The sequence below is a fragment of the Streptomyces turgidiscabies Car8 genome (assembly GCF_000331005.1).
GTDB lineage: Bacteria > Actinomycetota > Actinomycetes > Streptomycetales > Streptomycetaceae > Streptomyces > Streptomyces turgidiscabies.
On record NZ_AEJB01000414.1, the window covers coordinates 27,635 to 47,852 of the forward strand.

Consider the following 20,218-nt stretch of genomic DNA (forward strand, 5'->3'; position numbering starts at 1 on the left):
TGCAATGGCTGCGCAGACGCAGAGGGCCGTGCTGGCGGGCGGATGCTTCTGGGGGATGGAGGAGTTGATCCGCCGCCATCCGGGCGTGACGGCGACCCGGGTCGGCTACACCGGCGGTGACGTGCCGAACGCCACGTACCGCAACCACGGCACGCACGCGGAGGCCATCGAGATCCTCTTCGACCCCGAGGCGACCGATTTCCGCGCGATCCTGGAGCTTTTCTTCCAGATCCACGACCCGAGCACCAAAAACCGCCAGGGCAACGACATCGGCCTCAGCTACCGCTCGGCGATCTACTACGTGGACGACGAGCAGAAGCGGATCGCCGAGGACACGATCGCCGACGTGGACGCCTCCGGCCTCTGGCCCGGCAAGGTCGTCACCGAGGTGGAGCCGGTCGGCCCCTTCTGGCAGGCCGAGCCCGAGCACCAGGACTACCTGCAGCACTACCCGAACGGCTACACCTGCCACTTCCCCCGCCCGGGATGGCGGCTGCCCGCCCGCACGGAGGGCTGACGGCGAGAGGGCTGACCGAGAGAGGGCCGCTCTCGACCCCCTCTCCTCCTACTCCCCCTACTCCTGCTCCTGCTCCTGCTCCGTCTCCGCCGACACGACCGCTCGCGCCGACAGGTTCCGGATACGGCAGTAGCGGGCCGCCATTCCCGTGCCGTGGTAGCGCCACGGCAGGGCTTCCACATACCCGTCGACCAGCCTGAACTGCTCGATCGCGGCCTCGTCGCGGTCCTGGAGGGAGAGGTAGTACGCCAGGAGGTGGCGCAGTTCCGGCAGGCGCGGGTGGGTCGGGTCGGCCGCCGCCGCGTCGGCGAGGCCGGCGTTCACCCGGGCGATCATCTCGGGCGTACGGTCGGCGGCGCTGTCGTCCGAGTCGTCGTGCTCGAAGTGGGCGATCAGCGGGAGCACCGTCAACAGGCTGCCCAGTGGTGCGGCTGCCGCCGCGCGCTCCGCGAACTCGGTCGCGAGCTGCTTCGAGCCGCGCCACTTCTTGCACCAGTACTGCAGCGCCGAGAAGTGCGCCTCGTAGTGGTGCGGGTCGCGGGCGGTGAGCTGCGACCAGAGCCTGTCCATCTCGGAGTGCGGGTAGCCGAGGCCGAGCGCGGTCCAGATCTCCGTGACGTACGGGGTCGGGTCGTCCGGGCCGAGTGCCGCGGCCCTCGCTATCTCCTCGCGGGAGCGCTGCAGCATCCGGTGGAAGCCCGCGAACTGCTCGCCCGTCGTCCTGCTGGCCAGCTTGGCGCCCCGGATGTTCCAGGCGAGGATCACCGTGCTGCGGGCACGGACCAGGGCTGCGTCAGGGTCGTCGGATCCGGCCGGCCCGTCGGCCTCCCAGGCGAGCAGCCAAGTGTCGTCCTCGGCGGCGATGTCCGCCAACAGATAGGTGGCCAGGGAACGGCGGTCCCAGTCCCGGCCGATACCGCGCAGCAGTTCGGCTGCGGCCCTCCAGCCGGCGTCACCACCGCCCCGTACCGCGTCGAGTGCCGCCTCCCAGCCGGCCGGCAGCGGTCCCGCCGTCTTCGTGTTCTGCCGCTCGGCGGGCAGGAGGCCGAGCCGCGCGGCGGCCTCCGCGCCACCGTCACCGTCCTCACCGCCGCCCTTTCGCGACGCCTGGGCGACGAACTCCTTGACGAACACCCCGCCCAGCCAGAGCACGACGATCACGGTGGGCACGGCCAGGATGCCCAGGATCCACAGCAGTACGGTCATCGGGGAGCGTCCGTTTCTCGGGTCGCGGGGTCGCGGGGAGCGGGGGGAAGCAGGGCGCGCAGCGGGGCGGTGTCCGGGGGATCGGCGAGGGCCGTGTCCACGGCGCCGGCGATCGCGGCCTCCAGCCCCGGGGCGCCGGCGTCCGGTGTGGCGCCCGGCGTCGGCAGCAGACGTGCCTTCGCCGGCTGCTCCCAGGAGAACTCCCAGCGCATCCGCGACCGCGCGCTGAACTCCGCCATCACCATGCTGTGCAACGAGTTGTGCAGGGTCGGGCGGACGAACTCGCGGAACGCCCGTCCCTTCGCCGCGACCGCCTCGTCCGACAGCGGCAACCTGCGTGCCAGCTGCCACAGTTGGCCGTCGTCGATGAGGGTGAGGAGGGCCGGGAGGGAGGGGCGGTCCTTCGTGTACAGGGCGAGGGCCCGGTGCAGCGGGGTGTTCAGCGTGGCGAGGCTGCCGGACATCGCGCCGTCGAGGAGTTCCTGCCAGTCGGCGGTGCGCGGCAACTGCCGTACCTCGTCGGTCAGTACGGCCTCCTCCAGCGCGGCGAACGTACGCACCTCGTCGGTCAGTACGGCGATGGCGGCACCGTGGGCCTCGTCCGCGCGGCCGTCGGCGGGCAGCAGCTCGATCCGGCGTACGCGGTCGGCGACGGCCGGGTGAGAGTCGTACGGCGAGGTCGGCTCCGTGGGCAACTCGCTGCGCAGGCTGGCCAGTTCGAGCTGGCGGGCGGTCAGCATCCGGCCGAAGCCGCCGAACACCTCACCGTGCGGCGGCAGCAGCCCGGCTTCGGTGCCGAGGGTGGCGTAGGAGCGCACGTAGAAGCCGAACGCGCCGTCCAGCACCGGGATTTCGCGCAGTGCGGACGCGATGGCGTCGCGGCCGGCTATCCGGGCGGCGGAGGCGTCGGCCGCGTACTCCTGGCGGCGGGAGTCGGCGAGTGTGGCGCGGAGGTACACCTTGGCGTAAGCGGTGTAGATCCGGGCCAGCGCGCGGTACGTGATACCCGCGCCCGCCGTGTCGATCGTCCGCGCCGCCTTGCCCCTGGCCTCGGCCCTGGCGTTCTTCCGCTCCTGCCGGGCCCGTTCCCGGGCTTCCGTGCTGCCGGCGCGCTCCTCGAAGTTCCTTATGGTGCGCACGAGTTGGACGCGTCCGCGCAGGGTGAGGGCGGCCAGACGGGTGTCGGAACCCGCGTAGTGGCCGAGCTCATGGGCGAGGACCGCGCGCAGCTGGGCCTCGGTCAGCCCCTGCATGAGGGGTACGCCGAGGTAGAGCCGGCGCGGTCCGGTGAGGAGGCCGAGCAGACGGGCGTCCTCGCTGACGGCGGCGTTGACATCGCCGGTGAGGACGATACGGGACGGGGCGCGGGTGCCGACCTGCTCGGCCAACTCCCGCACGATGCGCCAGAGTTCGGGCTCCTCGGCCTCGGTCACGGGCAGGCCCGGGGGCTCCTCGCCCTTCGGTGTCCGCAGCATGAGCAGGCCGCGGGCCAACGGAATCGCCAGCAGTACGGAGACGGCCGTCAGTTTCGCCGCGACCGCCGTCGGGGCGTGTGCGAAGAGCAGGAAGTCGGTGCCGGCGAGCGCCGCCAGCAGAAGCACGCCGAGCAGATAGAAGCCGGCGAGCAGTACGAGAGCGCGCAGCGCGCGCAGGGTCGAGCCCATCGGGCCGGGATCCCTCCACGGGGAACGGGGACGGTAGGAAGGGCGCGCGGCCGAGCGGTGGGGTCATGACCGGCGGGTGGGGGGAAGCGGAGTATCGCCTACGGGCACGCGGGCAGGCAAGGCATGATCATGCCAGCGGGGACGGGGTGGGACAGAGGGCGTCAGGACGGACGCGCGCCGTCCTTTCCCTGTCCCCGGACGCCTCCGCCCGTCGCGGTCACGGCCACCTGGGAGGGCGCCGTTCCCCCGCTCACCGCAGCAGCGTCGCCGGGCTTCCGCCGTTCGCCTCGTACCCGGCCACCGCCAGCGCCCGGTACACCGCGAACTCCGACGCCGGGTCGGCGGTGAGGGTCCAGGGGAGCGCGCCCACGTGGCCGTCCACGTGCACCAGCTGGCTCATGGCCTCCGCCCAGCGCTCGGAGCGCACCAGGAAGAAGATCAGCAGATGGCGTACGTGAGCGAGCATCGGGTCGTCGGGACGGGCCGCGTGGACCGCGTACAGCGCGCCGTGGATCGACTTCGTCACCACTTCGCTCTGGTAGAAGCCGCTGACCAGGTTGATCTCGGGGAGATGCTCGAACACCGCGAACAGGGGCATCGCCGCGAGCAGCGAGCCCTCGGGGGCCCGGGCCGCCGCCGCTTCCGTGAACGACATCGCCAGCGCGCGCGAGCCGTGCCACTTCTCGCACCAGTAGTGCAGCGCCGCGAGATGCGCCCCCATGTGCTCCGGAGCCCGGTCGAGGATCTTCAGCCAGAGCTGCTCGAACTCCGGCCGGGAGTACGCCAGCCCGCGCGCCACCGACAGCTCCACGATGTACGGGACGGGGTCACCGGGGGAGAGGAGCGCCGCGTCGCCGCACGCCGCCTTCGCCTCCTCCATGATGATCCGGAACTCGTCCGTCCCGGGCGTCGACGTCCGCCACGCCTGCTGCACCAGGAACTCCGCGTGCACCGCCGCGCCGCCCGCGTCCTTGGGCATCTCCGTCCGCCACACCCGCAGCCACTGGCCGCCCGGCGTCTCGCTCACCCCGCCGGGGCGCTGCCGCAGCTCCAGCGACGCGGCGCCCGCGAAGGCCTGCACGCGCTGCCAGCGCCGCTCACCGTCCTTCTCCGTGCCGGCGAGGAGCTGCGCCGCCGCTCTGTAGTCCTGTGTGCGCTGCACGACGTCCAGGACGTCCAGCAGATCCTGGTCGGGGCCGGGCATCCGGATGTCCAGCGCCTCCTGCCGGACGAAGCCGTAGTTCGCCGGGTCCGCGGCGTCCGGGTCCCCGGGGGCGACCTGCTGAATACCGGCACTCCTGCGCCGCACGAACGGCAACACCACGAAGCCCAGCATGACCAGCGCCATCAGGACCCAGAGAATCTCCATGCCCCAAGCGAACCAGACGGCTCTGACAATTGGCGAACCAGGCCCGTCCCCACCCCGTCCCGGCCCGCCCCGAACCCGGTCCCACAGGCGGTGGGCGTCATCGAACCCGCGAGCGCACTACCCTCGGTGCACATGAGCGACAGGCACATCAGTCAGCACTTCGAGACCCTCGCGATCCACGCGGGCAACACCGCGGATCCCCTCACCGGCGCGGTCGTCCCGCCGATCTACCAGGTCTCGACCTACAAGCAGGACGGCGTCGGCGGCCTGCGCGGCGGATACGAGTACAGCCGCAGCGCCAATCCGACCCGCACCGCCCTCGAAGAGAACCTCGCGGCCCTGGAGGGCGGTCGCCGCGGTCTCGCGTTCGCGTCCGGACTGGCGGCCGAGGACTGCCTGTTGCGTACGCTGCTCAGCCCCGGCGACCACGTGGTCATCCCCAACGACGCCTACGGCGGCACGTTCCGGCTCTTCGCGAAGGTCGTCGCCCGGTGGGGCGTCGAGTGGTCGGTCGCCGACACCAGCGACCCCGCCGCCGTACGGGCCGCCCTCACCCCGAAGACCAAGGTCGTGTGGGTGGAGACCCCCTCCAACCCGCTCCTCGGTATCACCGACATCGCCGCCGTCGCCCAGATCGCCCGCGGCGCCGGTGCCCGGCTCGTCGTCGACAACACCTTCGCCACGCCCTACCTCCAGCAGCCGCTGGCCCTCGGCGCGGACGTCGTCGTGCACTCCCTGACCAAGTACATGGGCGGCCACTCCGACGTCGTCGGCGGCGCCCTGGTCACCGGCGACCAGGAACTCGGCGAGGAACTGGCGTACCACCAGAACGCGATGGGCGCGGTCGCCGGGCCCTTCGACTCCTGGCTGGTGCTGCGCGGCGCCAAGACCCTCGCCGTGCGGATGGACCGCCACAGCGAGAACGCCACCAGGATCGCCGACATGCTCACCCGGCACGCGCGCGTGACGCGCGTTCTGTACCCGGGGCTCCCGGAGCACCCCGGTCACGAGGTCGCCGCCAAGCAGATGCGGGCGTTCGGCGGCATGATCTCGTTCCAGGTCCAGGGCGGCGAGGAGGCGGCCGTCGAGGTCTGCAACCGCGCCAAGGTGTTCACGCTCGGCGAGTCCCTCGGCGGTGTGGAGTCCCTGATCGAGCACCCGGGACGCATGACGCACGCGTCCGTCGCCGGGTCGGCCCTGGAGGTGCCGGGCGACCTCGTACGCCTCTCCGTGGGCATCGAGAACGTCGACGACCTGCTGGAGGACCTCCAGCAGGCCATCGGCTAGACCGGCCGGAGACCCGGTCACCGAGACCGGGTCTCACCAGCCGTTCACGGGTGGAGTCGTGTGCGACGGAGGCACCACCCACGGCTGGACCGTCGCCGCCCACACGCTGAACACGAGCACCGCGACGACCAGCAGCAGCCACATCAGCCGCCGCGCCGCCTGCCTGCGCCGCAGCATCCGGCCGCCACGCCGTACGACCTCCACGTACAGGTCGGGGGGCACCGGGGGCGGCCTGCCCTCCATGATCTGCCGCGCGGCGACCTCCCGGTCCCGCCGGCTCACGACGGCACCACCTTCGGCCCGGCCACGACCGGCGGCGCCGGGCCCCGCGGCGGGTGCAGCAGCGTCGCCGTCGCACGGTCACAGATCGCGTGGACACGCTCCGTGGGCAGACCCAGCAGCGCCGCCGTCTGCTCCTCGCCGACCCCCTCGTACAGCCGCAGGACCAGGATCAGCCGCTGCTGGGGGGTGAGTACGGCCAGGGCGCTGCCGGGGTGCGCACGGGCCCGGCCGAGGCCGCCGTACTGGTGCCAGGCCCCGCGCGCGAAGCGGACGGCGAGGTACTGGCGGGCCCGGTCGTACGGGTCCTCGCCGCGCATCCGGTGCCAGCTCGCGTACGTGTGCGCGAAGGCGTGCGTGAGCAGGCGCCGCGCGCGCGGGTTGTCCTGCGGCGCCTCCGCCGTGAGCAGCGTGGCCGTGTGCAGCAGCCGTCCGGCCGCGCCCGCGACGAACGCCTCGAAGTCCCGGCCCGGTCCGGCACCGGGGGACGCCTGCCGTTCTCGCACCGTGCCTCCCGCCGTACGACAAGGACCCGGTCTCATCTGAGGCCAGATGCCGCCCGCCGGTCAAGAGCCAGGAAGCACCAGTCCGCCGGGCGGCGGGCACGCGCGCGTGGGAGACGGTTCGGGCACCGGTGTCAGGAGGCGGGGCCCGGTTCGCCCACCGGGATGCCCTGGGCGGCCTGGCGGGCGGAGAGGGCGGTGTTGAAGCGCGTGAGGAGCGTGCAGAACACCTCGCGCTCCTCCGGCGCCCACTCCTCCGTCAGCTCGGCCATCAACTGGCGCCTGGAAGAACGCACTTCCTCCAGCCGCGCGAGCCCGCGCGGGGACAGCTGGAGGACCACCGCGCGGCCGTCCTCGGGGTGCGAGGTGCGCTTGACGAGGCCCGTGTCGACGAGCGGAGCCACCTGCCGGGTGACCGTCGACGAGTCGATGCCCATGCTCGCCGCGAGCGCCTTGACGCCCATCGGGCCTTCCTTGTCGAGGCGGTTGAGCAGCAGATACGCGGCGCGGTCCATCGAGTTGCGCACCTGCCCGACTCCCCCGAGCCGGGTCTGTTCGGCACGGCGCGCGAACACCGCGACCTCGTGCTGCAACGTGTCGAGGAGACCGGGGTCACCGACGGTCGTCATGTCCATCGACATTTCAGGTGTTGTGGGCATGGCCGGGGGCTCGCTTCATGAAAGGGGGTGCTGGGTTGGGGGACAGGGTACGCGGCCGGAAGGCGGGCCGTACCGACGCTGCGTAAACAGGTCTCGGAGCTTGGTCACACCGCGAGTCCGCGCCTGTGAACTGCGAGACTTGAGTCATGAGCTACAGCACGGCTGACTCCTTGCACTCCTTGCGGCCCGTCACTCTCGACGACGTACGCGGTGCCCAGAAGATGCTCCTGGGCGTGGCGCGGATGACGGCCATGGAGGGCAGCCGGCACCTGTCCCAGCTGGTGGGCGCGCCGGTGCACCTCAAGTGCGAGAACCTCCAGCGGACCGGCTCCTTCAAGCTGCGGGGCGCGTACGTCCGTATCGCCGGGCTGCTGCCCGAGGAACGGGCCGCCGGTGTCGTCGCGGCCAGTGCCGGCAACCATGCGCAGGGGGTCGCGCTGGCGTCGGCGCTGCTGGGGGTGAACGCCACGGTGTTCATGCCGCAGGGCGCGCCGCTGCCCAAGATCAGCGCCACCCGCGAGTACGGCGCCGAGGTGAGGCTGCATGGTCAGGTCGTCGACGAGACGCTGGCCGCCGCCCAGGAGTACGCGGACCGGACGGGCGCGGTGTTCATCCACCCCTTCGACCACGCCGACATCATCGCCGGGCAGGGCACGGTGGGTCTGGAGATCCTGGAGCAGTGCCCCGAGGTCCGCACGATCCTCGTCGGGATCGGCGGGGGCGGCCTGGCCGCCGGGATCGCGGTCGCCGTGAAGTCGGTGCGGCCCGACGTACGGATCGTGGGCGTACAGGCGGCGGGCGCGGCGGCGTATCCGCCCTCGCTGGCGGCGGGGCGGCCGGTGTCGGTCGCGAACCCGGCCACGATGGCTGACGGGATCAAGGTCGGGCGGCCCGGTGACGTGCCGTTCGGGATCATCGGCGAGCTGGTCGACGAGGTCCGCACGGTCAGCGAGGACGAACTGTCGGCAGCACTGCTGCTCTGCCTGGAGCGCGCCAAGCTCGTCGTGGAACCGGCGGGGGCGAGCCCGGTCGCCGCACTGCTGAGCCGGCCCGGATCCTTCGAGGGGCCGGTCGTCGCGGTGCTGTCCGGCGGCAACGTCGACCCGGTGCTGCTGGAGCGCATCCTGCGCCACGGCATGGCCGCACAGGGCCGCTACCTGGCGGTTCGGCTGCGTCTGACGGACCGGCCGGGGGCCCTCGCGACTCTTCTCGGGGTGTTGTCAGTGGTCGACGTCAATGTCCTCGACGTGAGCCATGTCCGGACCGACCCGCGACTCGGTCTCACTGAGGCGGAGGTCGAACTGCACCTGGAGACGAAGGGGCCGGCGCACTGCGCCGAGGTCGGTCTGGCGCTGCGCGAGGCCGGTTACACCGTCATCGGCTGAGGCCGGAGCCACCGGCCCGACGGCCGCCGTCACTCGGACGGGTGGCTCTGGAAAAATACATTGAGAGACGCGATACATCGCGTTATGGTGTGTGCCGGGGCATCGCACGCGCCGCACCCGCTCTCTTCGTGCGCTCGCTCATCCTCCTCTTCCCCGCCGGGCGGGGCAAAGGAGAAAAATTTAGGCCTTCGCGGTGATTCCCAACGACGCGGCAATCCCCAACGACGTGGAGAACTGATATGCCAGGCGCCATCTATGCCGAAGGTCTGGTGAAGACCTTCGGTGACGTAAAAGCTCTGGACGGCGTCGATCTGGACGTCCCGGAGGGCACGGTCCTCGGCCTCCTCGGGCCGAACGGAGCGGGTAAGACCACCGCCGTCCGCTGTCTGACGACCCTGCTGCGGCCCGACCGCGGCACGGCGGTCGTCGCGGGCATCGACGTCCTGAAGAACCCCGACGCCGTCCGCCGTTCGATCGGCCTCTCCGGCCAGTTCGCGGCGGTCGACGAGTATCTGACCGGCCGCGAGAACCTGCAGATGGTCGGTCAGCTCTACCAGATGAAGGCGAAGCCGGCGAAGGCCCGCGCGGCCGAACTGCTGGAGCAGTTCCACCTCACGGACGCCGCCGACCGCCCCGCGAAGACCTACTCCGGAGGCATGCGCCGCCGGCTCGACCTCGCGGCGGCCCTGGTCGTCTCACCGCCGGTGATGTTCATGGACGAACCGACGACCGGCCTCGACCCCCGCAACCGCCAGCAGCTGTGGGAAGTCATCAAGGAGTTGGTCTCCGGGGGGACGACCCTGCTGCTGACCACGCAGTATCTGGAGGAGGCCGACCATCTCGCGCACGACATCGCGGTGGTCGACCAAGGCCGCGTCATCGCGCGCGGCACCTCCGACCAGCTCAAGGCCCGCACCGGCGGCGAGCGCGTCGAGGTAGTCGTGCACGAGCGCGAGCACATAGCGACCGCGTCCGAGGTGCTCAACGCCTTCGGCAAGGGCCAGGGCGAGGTCACCGTCCAGGAGCACATGCGCAAGCTCACCGTGCCCGTCACCGGCGGTGCGAAGCTCCTCGCCGAGGTCATCCGTGAACTGGACTCCCGCGGCATCGAGATCGACGACATCGGCCTGCGCCGCCCGACCCTCGACGACGTCTTCCTCTCCCTGACGGGCCATGTGGCCGAGGTGAAGGACGGCGAGAACGGCGGGAACGGAGAAAAGAGCGAGAAGAGCGAGAAGAGCGAGAAGGGGACCGCCAAGTGAGCGCCGTAAGCGATTCGATGATCATCGCCCGCCGGAACCTGATCCGGATGGGCCGCATTCCCGAGATGATCATTTTCGGGCTGTTCCAGCCCATCATGTTCGTCGTGCTGTTCACCTATGTGTTCGGCGGCTCGATCCAGGTCGGTTCGTCCACCTCCACTCAGGCATACCGCGAGTTCCTGATGGCGGGCATCTTCGCGCAGACCGTCACGTTCGCCACCGCGGGCGCGGGTGCGGGCATCGCCGACGACATGCACAAGGGGCTCATCGACAGATTCCGCTCGCTGCCCATGGCGCGAGGTGCCGTGCTCACGGGCCGCACGGTCGCCGACCTGGTGCAGACGGCGCTCACTCTCGTCGTCCTCGCGGTCGTCGCCCTGATCATCGGCTGGCGTACGCACGAGAACCTCGGCAAGGTGCTCGCCGGATTCGGCCTGCTTCTGCTGCTCGGATACGCGTTCTCCTGGATCGGCGCGCTCATCGGCCTGTCCGTGCGCACCCCCGAAGCGGCGACCTCGGGCGGGCTGATCTGGCTCTTTCCGCTGACGTTCATCTCGAACGCGTTCGTGGACGCCAACCAGATGCCGGGCTTCCTGCAGCACGTAGCGGAGTGGAACCCCTTCAGCGCCACCGTGCAGGCCGCACGGGAGCTGTTCGGCAACCTTCCCCCGGGCTTCGAGGCGTCCGACGCCTGGCCCATGCAGCATCCGGTGTGGGCGTCGCTGATCTGGTCGGTCGTGATCATCTTCGCCTTCCGGACGCTCGCGGTCCGCAAGTACCGCCGGGTGGAGAGCTGACATGACGATGCCCCCGGCGCCAGGAGGGCGCCGGGGGCTCGCAAGGGCCGAAGCAAGGTATCCCGAAGGACTGCAAGGGTCCGATCCGAGAGGTCAGGCCTGGTAGGGCACGGCCTTGAGGATCTTCACGGTGGCGAGCTTGCCGTTGGGCAGCTCGTACTGGGCGTCCGCGCCGACCTTCTTGTCGCTCACTCCCCGGCCCAGCGGGGACTGAGGCGAGTAGGTCTCGATGTCGGAGCTGGCGTACTCGCGGGAGGCGAGCAGGAAGGTCAGCGTGTCGTCCTCGTCACCGTCGAAGGCGATGGTCACGACCATGCCGGGCGCGACCGCGCCGTTCGCCGCCGGAGCCTCGCCGACCTTCGCGTTCTCCAGGAGCTGGGTCAGCTGGCGCACACGGAGCTCCTGCTTGCCCTGCTCCTCCTTGGCCGCGTGGTACCCGCCGTTCTCGCGCAGGTCGCCCTCCTCACGCGCGGCGGCGATCTTGGCGGAGATCTCCGTGCGCGCAGGACCAGTAAGGTGCTCAAGCTCGTCCCTGAGCTTGTTGTACGCCTCCTGGGTCAGCCAGGTGACGTTCTCGCTGGTCTGGGTCACAGGTGCTCCTCGTAGGTACTGGGATACAAAGCAACGCCCTACCAAGAAGAATGTTCCTTCACGGATGGGCGAAACCACGAGCCTAACAATTCAGCGGCGGCAGGGGGAGGACATAAGCCGTCAGAAGTATGTCGGCGCAGGTCAGTGGTTGTGTGATGAGAGTGACCCCGCGGATTTCCCCGGCGGCGGCCTCAGTCGGCGTGGCAGCCGAGCAGCTCGGCGGTCGTGCCCTGGGACGTCGTACGGAGCGTGACGGCCCGGTCGATGCGGGTGGCGTCGCCGTCGAAGCGGAAGTCGGCGCGGCCGACCTCGGCGCCGTTCTCAGCCTGGGAGCGGACCGTGCAGTAGCCGTCAGTACCGGAGTCCTTGCGGACCTCGAGGTGAACCCTGACCGAGTCGTCGTACGTCTTGAAGGTGATGATCTCGGCACTGATCTTGGTGCCGACGACGTAGTGGTAGCCGAACCAGCCGACCACGACGAGCAGTACCGCTCCGAGTGCGGCGGCGGCGATCTTGAGTTTGCGGTCGGCGCGCTCGTCCGTGGAGCGGCCGTACCGTCCCTCGGGCAGTGGCGTGGTCGCCGTACTCATGATCGTCCCTTCCGCGAGAGCCCTGAAAGGCCGGGCCCCGGAATTATTGGCCGCTCGGTTCGGTCACTATAGAAGCCTCCCACCCGCCACCCGACCTCCGCCCCTCATCGACGTCCCTTCGGGACGACCCCTGTTGAATGCCCGCTCACACCGGATGCCGACTTACGAGGATTGAGTCTTGACTGATCAGCTGCGACTGATGGCCGTGCACGCCCACCCCGACGACGAGTCGAGCAAGGGTGCGGCCACCATGGCGAAGTACGTGTCCGAGGGGGTGGACGTGCACGTCGTGACCTGCACGGGCGGGGAGCGCGGCTCCATCCTCAACCCGAAGCTTCAGGGCGACAAGTACATCGAGGAGCACATCCACGAGGTACGCAAGAAGGAGATGGACGAGGCCCGCGAGATCCTCGGCATCAAGCAGGAGTGGCTCGGCTTCGTCGACTCCGGCCTCCCGGAGGGCGACCCGCTGCCCCCGCTCCCCGAGGGCTGCTTCGCCCTGGAGGACGTGGACAAGGCGGCCGGGGAGCTGGTGAAGCAGATCCGCACGTTCCGTCCGCAGGTGATCACCACCTACGACGAGAACGGCGGCTACCCGCACCCCGACCACATCATGACCCACAAGATCTCGATGGTGGCCTTCGAGGGCGCGGCGGACACCGAGAAGTACCCGGAGTCGGAGTTCGGCCCGGCGTACCAGCCGCAGAAGCTGTACTACAACCAGGGCTTCAACCGGCCGCGCACCGAGGCGCTGCACAACGCGCTGATCGAGCGCGGGATGGAGTCGCCGTACGGGGACTGGCTGAAGCGCTGGTCGGAGTTCGAGCGCGCCGAGCGCACGCTGACCACGCATGTTCCGTGCGCGGAGTTCTTCGAGATCCGGGACAAGGCGCTGATCGCCCACGCCACGCAGATCGACCCCGACGGGGGCTGGTTCCGGGTGCCGATGGAGCTTCAGAAGGAGGTCTGGCCGACGGAGGAGTACGAGCTGGCGAAGTCGCTCGTGGACACATCCCTCCCCGAGGACGACCTCTTTGCGGGCATCCGAGACAATGCCTGACATGAGCGCAAGCGCAAGCCTGGCAATGTCGCACGCCGTCTCCTTCGCGGCGGAGGTCGACGAGGACAAGGTGACCCCCGGTGTCCTCGGCTTCATCGTGTTCGCGGTGATGGCTCTCGCCGTGTGGGCCCTGATGAAGTCCATGAACAAGCAGATGGGCAGGATCGAGTTCAAGGAGGGACCGGACTCCGAGAGGACCCCCGGCGCCGCCGACGAACCGGGCAAGGAGACGGCCAGGGAAACGGTCGACGGAGCCGTCAAGGGCTCCGCCAAGGGATCCGGGCGGGAGTGAGGCCGCACCGGGTGCCCGGCACCCGGTGACCGCACCTCCCTCCTGCCTCCCGTCCGCCTACCGCCGGCCGGCCGCCGCCACCGGCACTCCCATGACCTCCCGGGCGTGCCGGTTCGGGATCATGCCCAGACGCCACGCCTGCCAGCCCGACTCCAGGGCCACCCCGCGCTCCAGGAGAAGCTGGTAGGCGTCGACGTAGTCGTCGAGCTTCTCGTCGCGGGACGGATGGCGGCCACGCGAGAGCTGGCTCAGCTCCTCCTGGGCCACCGCCGTGCCGATGTCGACGCCGCCGGGGGCCGCGTACGGCAGGAGGGTGCAGCGCAGGAAACGCGCCCAGTCCTCGCCGCGCCGGTCGCCGTACGAGGTGAACAGGCCGATCGCCTCGTCGCACAGGGCCAGCGCCTGCTGGGTCCGGGTGTTCCCGGCGTCGACCACCGCCAGCTCCAGACAGGTCCAGGCCTCGCCGTGGGCGACCCCGATGCGCTGGAAGTCGGCGCGGGCGTCCACCAGGAGCTGCCGGGCGAACCCCGAGTTGCGCAGCGAGCCCGTCTGGACCGCCCGCTGGTCGCGGGTGACGCGCGCCGAGTGATGGCGGGCGCAGGCCAGGCCGTAGACGTCCCGGATACGGGAGAACATCGTGCGGGAACGTTCCAGCTCGCGTACGGCCAGATCCAGGTTGCCCGTCTCCTCCAGGGACTGGCCCAGGTAGTAGACCGACCAGGCCTCGCCGCGCGCGTCCTCATTGTCCCGGTGGACCGCCGCCGCCCGCCGCAGCCCGTCCACCGCCGCCGACGCGTCCCCGGCGACCAGCCGAGCCCGGGCCAGCTGGGTCAGCGCCCAGGCCTCGCCACGGGCGTCGCGCGTACGGCCGTACAGATCGAGGGCAGTGCGCAGTTCGGACTCGGCGCGCGGTACGTCGCCCATCCGCAGCCCCAGCTGGCCGAGCTGGAAGTGGGCCCAGGCCTCGCCGTGGATCGACTCGCCCTCGCGGTGCAGGACCAGGGAACGGGTCAGCAGGTCCCAGGCCTCGGCGAGGCGGGAGCGGTCGCGTTCGACGGCGGCGAGGGCGTGCATCGTCCAGGCGCGGTCGGTCGCCAGTTCGGGAGCCTGCTGGAGATCCAGAGCCTCCTGGAGCTTCGCCGCCGCCTCGACCAGGTTGCCCTGGTGGTGCAGCGTGATCCCGAGCGAGCACAGAGCCCGGGCTGCGCCCGCGTCGTGGTGGGCCTCCATGTACAGCTCGACGACCGACGTGAGCGTCGTGCGCGCCTTGTCCAGCTCGCCGAGCTGACGGGCCGCGATGCCCGTACGCCACTGCACGGAACGGACCAGCAGCCCCTGGTCCACCGACTCCGCGAGCTCGCTGATCTCGCCGAGCCGGTAGAGGTCGCCGCGCAGCAGGCAGTAGTCGCACAGGGCGCCCAGCAGGTTGAGTACGGCGGCCTGGTTGACGCCCTCCGCGTGGCGCAGGGTCGCCGTGATGAAGCTCGACTCGTCGTCCAGCCAGCGCAGCGCCTCGTCGAGGGAGGTGAAGCCGTGCGGGCTGAAGCGGTCCGAGCGGGTCGACATGTTGCCGTCGACCAGGCGCAGCACCGAGTCGGCCAGCTCGCCGTAGCTGACGATCAGGCGTTCCTGCGCGGCCGTGCGCTCCGCCGGTTCCTCCTCGTCCAGGAGGCGGGCCTGCGCGAAGGCGCGGACCAGGTCGTGCAGACGGTAACGGCTGCCCCGGACATGGTCGATCAGGCCCGCGCGGGCGAGCGCGTCCAGCTGACGGGTCGCCTCCGTCCGGTCCGTGGCCAGCAGGGACGCCGCCGCGGCGGCGCCGAGCGAGGCCCGCCCGGCCAGCGCCAGCCTGCGCAGCAGCCGCCGGCCCTGTTCCGACTGGTCGGTGTAGCGCAGCCACAGCACCCGCTCGACCGGCTCCACCGGGCCGTACGCGCCCAGGTCCGTGGCCAGCTGCCGCCGGCTGCGCGAGCCGAGCGAGGAGCCCGCGATACGCAGGGCGAGAGGCAGCCCGCCGCACAACTCCCGTATCCGCTCCTCGGATTCGGCGTCGTACGGATCCGGCCCCGGCCCCGAGCCTCCCACCGCACCCGCTGCTGCCGTTGACCCCGATGTCGGCCCCGACCCCGGTTCCGGCTGCGTGGACGCGTTCAGCAGTTCCTCCGCGCCCGCCGCGTCCAGGGCCTCGACGGGCAGCTGATGCACCCAGAAGGGCAGGTCGTCCGGGAGGGCGAGGGGCTCGCGGGCGGTGACGATGACGAGGCTGTCGGAGCGCTCCGGGACGAGGGTGCGGACCTGCTCGGGGTCCTGGGCGTCGTCCAGGACGATCGTCACCGGGACACTGGTGAGATGCTGGTTGTACAGCTCGCTCAGCCTTCTGACCTGCTGTTCCGGTGACGAACGCTCACGGAAGAGCAGTTGCTCGCGGGACGCGCCGAGCCGGTTCAGCAGATGCAGCAGGGCGTCCCGGGTGGGCAGCGGCGCCTCCTCCGGGCTGTCGCCGCGCAGATCCACCACGCACGCGCCCCGGAACTGGTCCCGCAGATCGTGCGCCGCGTGGATCGCGAGGGCGCTGCGCCCACTGCCGGACGCGCCGTGCAGGACGACCAGGGTCGGCCGGGTCTCCGTACTCGCGCGGGCCGCGTGCACCCACTGCCGGATACGGGCAAGCTCCTGACGCCGGCCCGCGAACGGTTCGTCCGGATCGGGGAGTTGGGCGAACGACTGCTCCAGGACGCTGCGACTGCGGGCCGCCGCGCTCTTGTCGCTGCCGCGCAGCTTCGGCCCCGCCTTCTTCGGCCCGGTGGACGCGCTGAGCACCCGCTGCTGGTCGAGGAACGGGCGGATACCGCGTACCTCCAGCGCCGTCAGCCAGCTCAGCCGCAGTTGGTCGGGACCGCCGGGCTGGCTCACCGCGCCCGCGCGATGGTGAGCGGCCGGCACATGGGAGGCGGTCACCTTCAGGACCGTCGCGACGGCGCCCACCACGCCCACGGTCAGCGCCGCGCCCACGGCGGTGCCCGCCCCGGTGCCGAGCGCCAGGTCGGCGACGCCCGCGGCGAGCGCGGCAACGGCCGCCACCAGCAACGGAGTTCCGGCCCCCTCACGGGCGTAGCGCTGCCCGAAGGTGAGCTGCCCGGCCTTCGCCTCGTCGAGCGCCCGCGTGTACGCCTCGTACTCCTCCGCTGACGACTGCGCCATGGCGTCCAGCGCCCCGCGCGCCCGCGTGAGCAGCACAGTCCCGTCGGTACGCCCCCCGGATCGCCGTACCTCTTCCTCCACGGCCCGGCCCAACAGCCGCTCGGCTTCCGCCCGGTGGCTGTCCCGCATGGTGTGTCCCCCTCTGGCAGCGATCTGACTGGCAGCGATCTGACGGCTGTTCGGCAGCAACGGCTAACGGCTTGTCCTCGGTGGTCCTTGGTCAAGTGTGCTGCGGACGGCGCATCGGGGCGAGGGGGCGTGGGGCCCTGATCGCCGTGCCGGTCACGCCGGTTGACGCGACAGATGGGGTTGTTGCGGCAGATGCGGTTGATGCGGGAGGTTCGCCGCACAGCTATCGTGATCGCAGACGTCGAACGGGGAGAACAGGACATGAGCAGCGTGAACCCGCCACCGGGCGGTCCGCCGCACCCGCAGTGGTACCCGGCACCGCCCACACCGCCGCAGGCACCGCAGCCGCCGCGCTGGGCCTGGTGGGTCGTCGGCATCGTCATCCCTGTCGTGGGACTGCTTGTCACGTTGCTGGTGAGCCGGCCGAACTCGTCCGACGACAGGGCCGACGAGAACGTGGCGCCGACGCCGACCCGGTCGTCCGCGTCGGCGGACGCCGCCGACCAGGAGCAACCGGCTCCGGCGCCCCCGAAGAGCCCTGAGGCGCAGACGGCGCAGAAGGCGCTGTACGGGCCGGAGACCGTCGATGCCGACACGACCAATTCGGGGTCGTACATCGACCTGGACGGGTCCGGGCCGATCGTGATGGGCGACGCCAACAAGAGCGCGGACATCATCTTCGGCGCGTCCCTCGGTCTGTTCGTGCCGGGCTCCGCGTCCAATCTGGCTCCCCTGCCGGACTCCGGCGCCGCCCCGACGGCTGTTGAGTGTGCCGACGCCGTGCAGGAGGCGGGCACTTACACGGCGGACGCGAAGCCGGGCGGCCGCTTCTGCCTGATGACCGGCAAGGGCCGCGTCGCGTACCTGAAGGTCGTCACCGCGCCGAGCGTCGGCACCGGGAAACTGAACATCACCGTCTGGGACACGCCTGGGGCCTGACGCGTCGGGTCCTGCGGCAGGATGGACCCCATGCCGAACCGACTGGCCCATGAGACCTCGCCCTATCTCCTCCAGCACGCCGACAATCCGGTCGACTGGTGGCCCTGGTCGGAAGAGGCGTTCGCGGAGGCGCGGAGCAGCGGCAAACCGGTCCTGCTGAGCGTCGGGTACAGCAGCTGCCACTGGTGCCACGTCATGGCGCACGAGTCGTTCGAGGACCAGGCCACCGCCGACTACCTCAACGAGAACTTCGTCAGCGTCAAGGTCGACCGCGAGGAGCGCCCCGACGTCGACGCCGTCTACATGGAGGCCGTCCAGGCGGCCACCGGGCAGGGCGGCTGGCCCATGACGGTGTTCCTCACGCCCGACGCCGAACCCTTCTACTTCGGCACCTACTTCCCGCCCGAGCCCCGCAGCGGAATGCCCTCCTTCCGGGAGGTGCTGGAAGGGGTCAGGTCCGCCTGGACCGACCGGCGTGACGAGGTCGCCGAGGTCGCGCAGAAGATCGTGCGGGATCTGGCCGGACGGGAGATCGGGTACGGAGCCACCGAGGCCCCGACCGAGGAGGACCAGGCGCGGGCGCTGCTCGGGCTGACCCGGGAGTACGACGCGCAGCGCGGCGGATTCGGCGGCGCCCCCAAGTTCCCGCCGTCCATGGTCCTGGAGTTCCTGCTGCGCCACGGCGCCCGCACCGGGTCCGAGGGGGCGCTGCAGATGGCCCAGGACACCTGCGAGCGCATGGCCCGGGGCGGGATCTACGACCAGCTCGGCGGCGGCTTCGCCCGCTACTCCGTCGACCGGGAGTGGGTCGTGCCCCACTTCGAGAAGATGCTGTACGACAACGCGCTGCTGTGCCGCGTCTACGCCCACCTCTGGCGCGCCACCGGTTCCGAACTCGCTCGGCGCGTCGCCCTGGAGACCGCCGACTTCCTGGTGCGTGAACTCCGCACCGCCGAAGGGGGGTTCGCGTCCGCGCTCGACGCCGACAGTGACGACGGGACCGGCAAGCACGTCGAAGGCGCCTACTACGTCTGGACACCGGCCCAGCTCACCGAGGTGCTCGGGGCCGAGGACGCGGAGCTTGCCGCGCAGTACTTCGGGGTCACGGCGGACGGCACCTTCGAGGAGGGCGCCTCGGTTCTCCAGCTCCCGCAGCACGAGGGCGTGTTCGACGCCGAGAAGGTCGACTACGTTAAGGCGCGGTTGCTCGCCGCCCGTGGTGAGCGGCCCGCGCCCGGGCGGGACGACAAGGTGGTCGCCGCCTGGAACGGGCTCGCGATCGCCGCGCTCGCCGAGACCGGCGCCTACTTCGAGCGGCCCGACCTCGTCGACGCCGCGCTGGCCGCCGCCGACCTTCTCGTACGGGTTCACCTGGACGACCGGGCCCACCTCGCCCGTACCAGCAAGGACGGGCAGGTCGGCGCGAACGCGGGGGTCTTGGAGGACTACGCCGATGTCGCCGAGGGGTTCCTCGCCCTCGCCTCCGTGACGGGGGAGGGGGTCTGGCTGGAGTTCGCCGGGTTCCTGCTCGACCATGTGCTCGTGCGGTTCGTCGACGAGGAGTCGGGGGCGTTGTTCGACACCGCGAGTGATGCCGAGCAGCTCATCCGGCGGCCTCAGGACCCGACCGACAACGCGGTGCCCTCCGGGTGGACCGCGGCTGCGGGGGCGCTGCTCGGTTACGCCGCCCAGACCGGCGCGGTGCCTCATCGGGCCGCCGCCGAGCGGGCGTTGGGGGTCGTGAAGGCGCTCGGGCCGCGTGTGCCACGGTTCATCGGGTGGGGGCTCGCTGTCGCGGAGGCGTTGCTCGACGGGCCTCGGGAGGTTGCGGTGGTGGGGCCGTCGCTCGGTGATCCGGCCACGGTCGCGCTGCACCGGACGGCGCTGCTCGCTACCGCGCCGGGGGCCGTGGTGGCGGTGGGGAGTGTGGACAGCGAGGAGTTGCCGTTGCTGGCCGGGAGGCCGCTTGTCGGGGGTGCGGCGGCTGCGTATGTCTGCCGGAACTTCACGTGTGACGCTCCGACGACGGATCCGGAGCGGTTGCGTATCGCGTTGGGTGGGTGAGTCGGGGGCATTTTCTTCGCCCCCGCCGCCCCTACCCGTCCCATCCCGTTCCTGAGGCGATCGGACCGCTGGCCCACCTGTTCCTGCCCGTGTTCGCCGTTCCGGCGGCATCGGCCGGCAGTCCGGTCGTTGCCGCCGGGCACCCGGAAGAGGCGATACTGCGACCGTGACCACGCGGATACGCCATCCCTACCTCGGGGGGGCCCGGCCCGATCCCCTTCGCCCACCGGGGCGGGGCGGGGGACGGGCTGGACAACACGATGTTCCAGTTCCGGCGGGCGGTGGAGGCGGGCTACCGCTATCTGGAGACCGACGTGCACCGCACGGCGGACGGAAAGCTCGTCGCCTTCCACGACTCGACACTGGACCGGGTGACGGACGGCGGCGGCCGGATCGCGGACCTCTCCTGGTCCGACATACGGCA

General features: G+C 71.1%; 18 protein-coding genes and 1 pseudogene. 10 read left to right on the forward strand and 9 right to left on the reverse strand.

Annotation, left to right across the window (positions count from 1 at the left end; all coding sequences use genetic code 11):
- Positions 1–4: 4 nt before the first annotated feature.
- The gene (gene msrA, locus STRTUCAR8_RS30120) at positions 5–517 is read left to right on the forward strand and encodes a peptide-methionine (S)-S-oxide reductase MsrA (protein WP_006379908.1); all 513 of its coding nucleotides are present in this window, start codon (positions 5–7) and stop codon (positions 515–517) included.
- Between the two features lie 57 nt (positions 518–574).
- Here the strand turns inward: msrA and STRTUCAR8_RS30125 are convergent, their stop codons facing one another.
- The 3 genes from STRTUCAR8_RS30125 to STRTUCAR8_RS30135 all read right to left on the reverse strand — a co-directional run bounded on the left by STRTUCAR8_RS30125 (position 575) and on the right by STRTUCAR8_RS30135 (position 4,756).
- On the reverse strand, positions 575–1,723 hold the full coding sequence (locus STRTUCAR8_RS30125; protein WP_006379928.1) for a hypothetical protein: 1,149 nt from the start codon (positions 1,721–1,723) through the stop codon (positions 575–577).
- Entirely contained in the window at positions 1,720–3,387 is a 1,668-nt protein-coding gene (locus STRTUCAR8_RS30130) for a M48 family metalloprotease (protein ID WP_006379904.1), read from the reverse strand. The genes STRTUCAR8_RS30125 and STRTUCAR8_RS30130 overlap by 4 nt, the downstream gene beginning before the upstream one ends.
- A 250-nt stretch (positions 3,388–3,637) precedes the next feature.
- The gene (locus STRTUCAR8_RS30135; RefSeq protein ID WP_006379906.1) at positions 3,638–4,756 is read right to left on the reverse strand and encodes a hypothetical protein; all 1,119 of its coding nucleotides are present in this window, start codon (positions 4,754–4,756) and stop codon (positions 3,638–3,640) included.
- 132 nt (positions 4,757–4,888) lie between these two features.
- Here STRTUCAR8_RS30135 and STRTUCAR8_RS30140 point away from each other — a divergent pair, with 132 nt between their 5' ends.
- Positions 4,889–6,043 carry a cystathionine gamma-synthase gene (locus STRTUCAR8_RS30140; protein ID WP_044473153.1) on the forward strand — a complete coding sequence of 385 codons (1,155 nt, stop codon included), beginning with the start codon at positions 4,889–4,891 and terminating at the stop codon, positions 6,041–6,043.
- 33 nt (positions 6,044–6,076) lie between these two features.
- On the opposite strand, the gene STRTUCAR8_RS30145 is transcribed toward STRTUCAR8_RS30140, so the two are convergent.
- The 3 genes from STRTUCAR8_RS30145 to STRTUCAR8_RS30155 all read right to left on the reverse strand — a co-directional run bounded on the left by STRTUCAR8_RS30145 (position 6,077) and on the right by STRTUCAR8_RS30155 (position 7,466).
- On the reverse strand, positions 6,077–6,325 hold the full coding sequence (locus STRTUCAR8_RS30145; protein ID WP_006379927.1) for a hypothetical protein: 249 nt from the start codon (positions 6,323–6,325) through the stop codon (positions 6,077–6,079).
- Entirely contained in the window at positions 6,322–6,828 is a 507-nt protein-coding gene (locus STRTUCAR8_RS30150) for a sigma factor-like helix-turn-helix DNA-binding protein (RefSeq protein WP_006379913.1), read from the reverse strand. Before STRTUCAR8_RS30150 ends, STRTUCAR8_RS30145 begins: the two co-directional genes overlap by 4 nt.
- A 131-nt stretch (positions 6,829–6,959) precedes the next feature.
- A complete protein-coding gene (locus STRTUCAR8_RS30155) occupies positions 6,960–7,466 on the reverse strand; it encodes a MarR family winged helix-turn-helix transcriptional regulator (protein ID WP_179200656.1) in 507 nt (168 codons plus the stop codon).
- Between the two features lie 164 nt (positions 7,467–7,630).
- On the opposite strand from STRTUCAR8_RS30155, the gene ilvA reads away from it, so the two are divergent.
- The 3 genes from ilvA to STRTUCAR8_RS30170 all read left to right on the forward strand — a co-directional run bounded on the left by ilvA (position 7,631) and on the right by STRTUCAR8_RS30170 (position 10,928).
- Positions 7,631–8,869 carry a threonine ammonia-lyase gene (ilvA, locus tag STRTUCAR8_RS30160; protein WP_006379892.1) on the forward strand — a complete coding sequence of 413 codons (1,239 nt, stop codon included), beginning with the start codon at positions 7,631–7,633 and terminating at the stop codon, positions 8,867–8,869.
- A 239-nt stretch (positions 8,870–9,108) separates the two neighbouring features.
- Positions 9,109–10,131 carry a daunorubicin resistance protein DrrA family ABC transporter ATP-binding protein gene (locus tag STRTUCAR8_RS30165; protein WP_006379893.1) on the forward strand — a complete coding sequence of 341 codons (1,023 nt, stop codon included), beginning with the start codon at positions 9,109–9,111 and terminating at the stop codon, positions 10,129–10,131.
- A 17-nt stretch (positions 10,132–10,148) separates the two neighbouring features.
- Positions 10,149–10,928, forward strand: a complete 780-nt coding sequence (locus tag STRTUCAR8_RS30170) for an ABC transporter permease (RefSeq protein ID WP_086025823.1) — start codon at positions 10,149–10,151, stop codon at positions 10,926–10,928.
- 93 nt (positions 10,929–11,021) lie between these two features.
- Here STRTUCAR8_RS30170 and greA read toward each other — a convergent pair whose 3' ends face one another.
- Together greA and STRTUCAR8_RS30180 are read right to left on the reverse strand one after the other, a co-directional pair.
- A complete protein-coding gene (greA, locus tag STRTUCAR8_RS30175) occupies positions 11,022–11,519 on the reverse strand; it encodes a transcription elongation factor GreA (protein ID WP_006379924.1) in 498 nt (165 codons plus the stop codon).
- A 191-nt stretch (positions 11,520–11,710) separates the two neighbouring features.
- On the reverse strand, positions 11,711–12,109 hold the full coding sequence (locus STRTUCAR8_RS30180) for a DUF4307 domain-containing protein (RefSeq protein ID WP_006379914.1): 399 nt from the start codon (positions 12,107–12,109) through the stop codon (positions 11,711–11,713).
- A gap of 199 nt (positions 12,110–12,308) precedes the next feature.
- Here STRTUCAR8_RS30180 and mca point away from each other — a divergent pair, with 199 nt between their 5' ends.
- Positions 12,309–13,169 carry a mycothiol conjugate amidase Mca gene (gene mca, locus STRTUCAR8_RS30185; RefSeq protein ID WP_044473154.1) on the forward strand — a complete coding sequence of 287 codons (861 nt, stop codon included), beginning with the start codon at positions 12,309–12,311 and terminating at the stop codon, positions 13,167–13,169.
- Positions 13,162–13,461, forward strand: a complete 300-nt coding sequence (locus STRTUCAR8_RS54585; RefSeq protein ID WP_078507369.1) for a hypothetical protein — start codon at positions 13,162–13,164, stop codon at positions 13,459–13,461. The genes mca and STRTUCAR8_RS54585 overlap by 8 nt, the downstream gene beginning before the upstream one ends.
- 57 nt (positions 13,462–13,518) lie before the next feature.
- Here STRTUCAR8_RS54585 and STRTUCAR8_RS30195 read toward each other — a convergent pair whose 3' ends face one another.
- Positions 13,519–16,791, reverse strand: coding sequence for a tetratricopeptide repeat protein (locus tag STRTUCAR8_RS30195; protein WP_006379930.1), 3,273 nt, complete (start codon positions 16,789–16,791; stop codon positions 13,519–13,521).
- 261 nt (positions 16,792–17,052) lie between these two features.
- On the opposite strand from STRTUCAR8_RS30195, the gene STRTUCAR8_RS48505 reads away from it, so the two are divergent.
- The 3 genes and pseudogenes from STRTUCAR8_RS48505 to STRTUCAR8_RS50455 form a co-directional block, all read left to right on the forward strand.
- Complete coding sequence (locus tag STRTUCAR8_RS48505; protein ID WP_143666597.1) at positions 17,053–17,730, forward strand: hypothetical protein; 678 nt, start codon at positions 17,053–17,055, stop codon at positions 17,728–17,730.
- A 30-nt stretch (positions 17,731–17,760) separates the two neighbouring features.
- The gene (locus STRTUCAR8_RS30205; protein ID WP_006379888.1) at positions 17,761–19,794 is read left to right on the forward strand and encodes a thioredoxin domain-containing protein; all 2,034 of its coding nucleotides are present in this window, start codon (positions 17,761–17,763) and stop codon (positions 19,792–19,794) included.
- Between the two features lie 166 nt (positions 19,795–19,960).
- Positions 19,961–20,218 (forward strand): annotated as a pseudogene (locus STRTUCAR8_RS50455) (glycerophosphodiester phosphodiesterase); the annotation flags it as partial.

Excerpts from the sequence above, each read along its gene's own strand:
- STRTUCAR8_RS48505 (WP_143666597.1), top strand. The coding sequence starts at position 17,053 with ATGAGCAGCGTGAACCCGCCACCGGGCGGTCCGCCGCACCCGCAGTGG.
- STRTUCAR8_RS30135 (WP_006379906.1), bottom strand. The coding sequence starts at position 4,756 with ATGGAGATTCTCTGGGTCCTGATGGCGCTGGTCATGCTGGGCTTCGTG.
- STRTUCAR8_RS30165 (WP_006379893.1), top strand. The coding sequence starts at position 9,109 with ATGCCAGGCGCCATCTATGCCGAAGGTCTGGTGAAGACCTTCGGTGAC.
- STRTUCAR8_RS30205 (WP_006379888.1), top strand. The coding sequence starts at position 17,761 with ATGCCGAACCGACTGGCCCATGAGACCTCGCCCTATCTCCTCCAGCAC.
- STRTUCAR8_RS30130 (WP_006379904.1), bottom strand. The coding sequence starts at position 3,387 with ATGGGCTCGACCCTGCGCGCGCTGCGCGCTCTCGTACTGCTCGCCGGC.
- STRTUCAR8_RS30170 (WP_086025823.1), top strand. The coding sequence starts at position 10,149 with ATGATCATCGCCCGCCGGAACCTGATCCGGATGGGCCGCATTCCCGAG.
- msrA (WP_006379908.1), top strand. The coding sequence starts at position 5 with ATGGCTGCGCAGACGCAGAGGGCCGTGCTGGCGGGCGGATGCTTCTGG.
- STRTUCAR8_RS30195 (WP_006379930.1), bottom strand. The coding sequence starts at position 16,791 with ATGCGGGACAGCCACCGGGCGGAAGCCGAGCGGCTGTTGGGCCGGGCC.
- STRTUCAR8_RS30125 (WP_006379928.1), bottom strand. The coding sequence starts at position 1,723 with ATGACCGTACTGCTGTGGATCCTGGGCATCCTGGCCGTGCCCACCGTG.
- STRTUCAR8_RS30155 (WP_179200656.1), bottom strand. The coding sequence starts at position 7,466 with ATGTCGATGGACATGACGACCGTCGGTGACCCCGGTCTCCTCGACACG.
- STRTUCAR8_RS30140 (WP_044473153.1), top strand. The coding sequence starts at position 4,889 with ATGAGCGACAGGCACATCAGTCAGCACTTCGAGACCCTCGCGATCCAC.
- STRTUCAR8_RS30180 (WP_006379914.1), bottom strand. The coding sequence starts at position 12,109 with ATGAGTACGGCGACCACGCCACTGCCCGAGGGACGGTACGGCCGCTCC.
- ilvA (WP_006379892.1), top strand. The coding sequence starts at position 7,631 with ATGAGCTACAGCACGGCTGACTCCTTGCACTCCTTGCGGCCCGTCACT.
- STRTUCAR8_RS54585 (WP_078507369.1), top strand. The coding sequence starts at position 13,162 with ATGCCTGACATGAGCGCAAGCGCAAGCCTGGCAATGTCGCACGCCGTC.
- mca (WP_044473154.1), top strand. The coding sequence starts at position 12,309 with ATGGCCGTGCACGCCCACCCCGACGACGAGTCGAGCAAGGGTGCGGCC.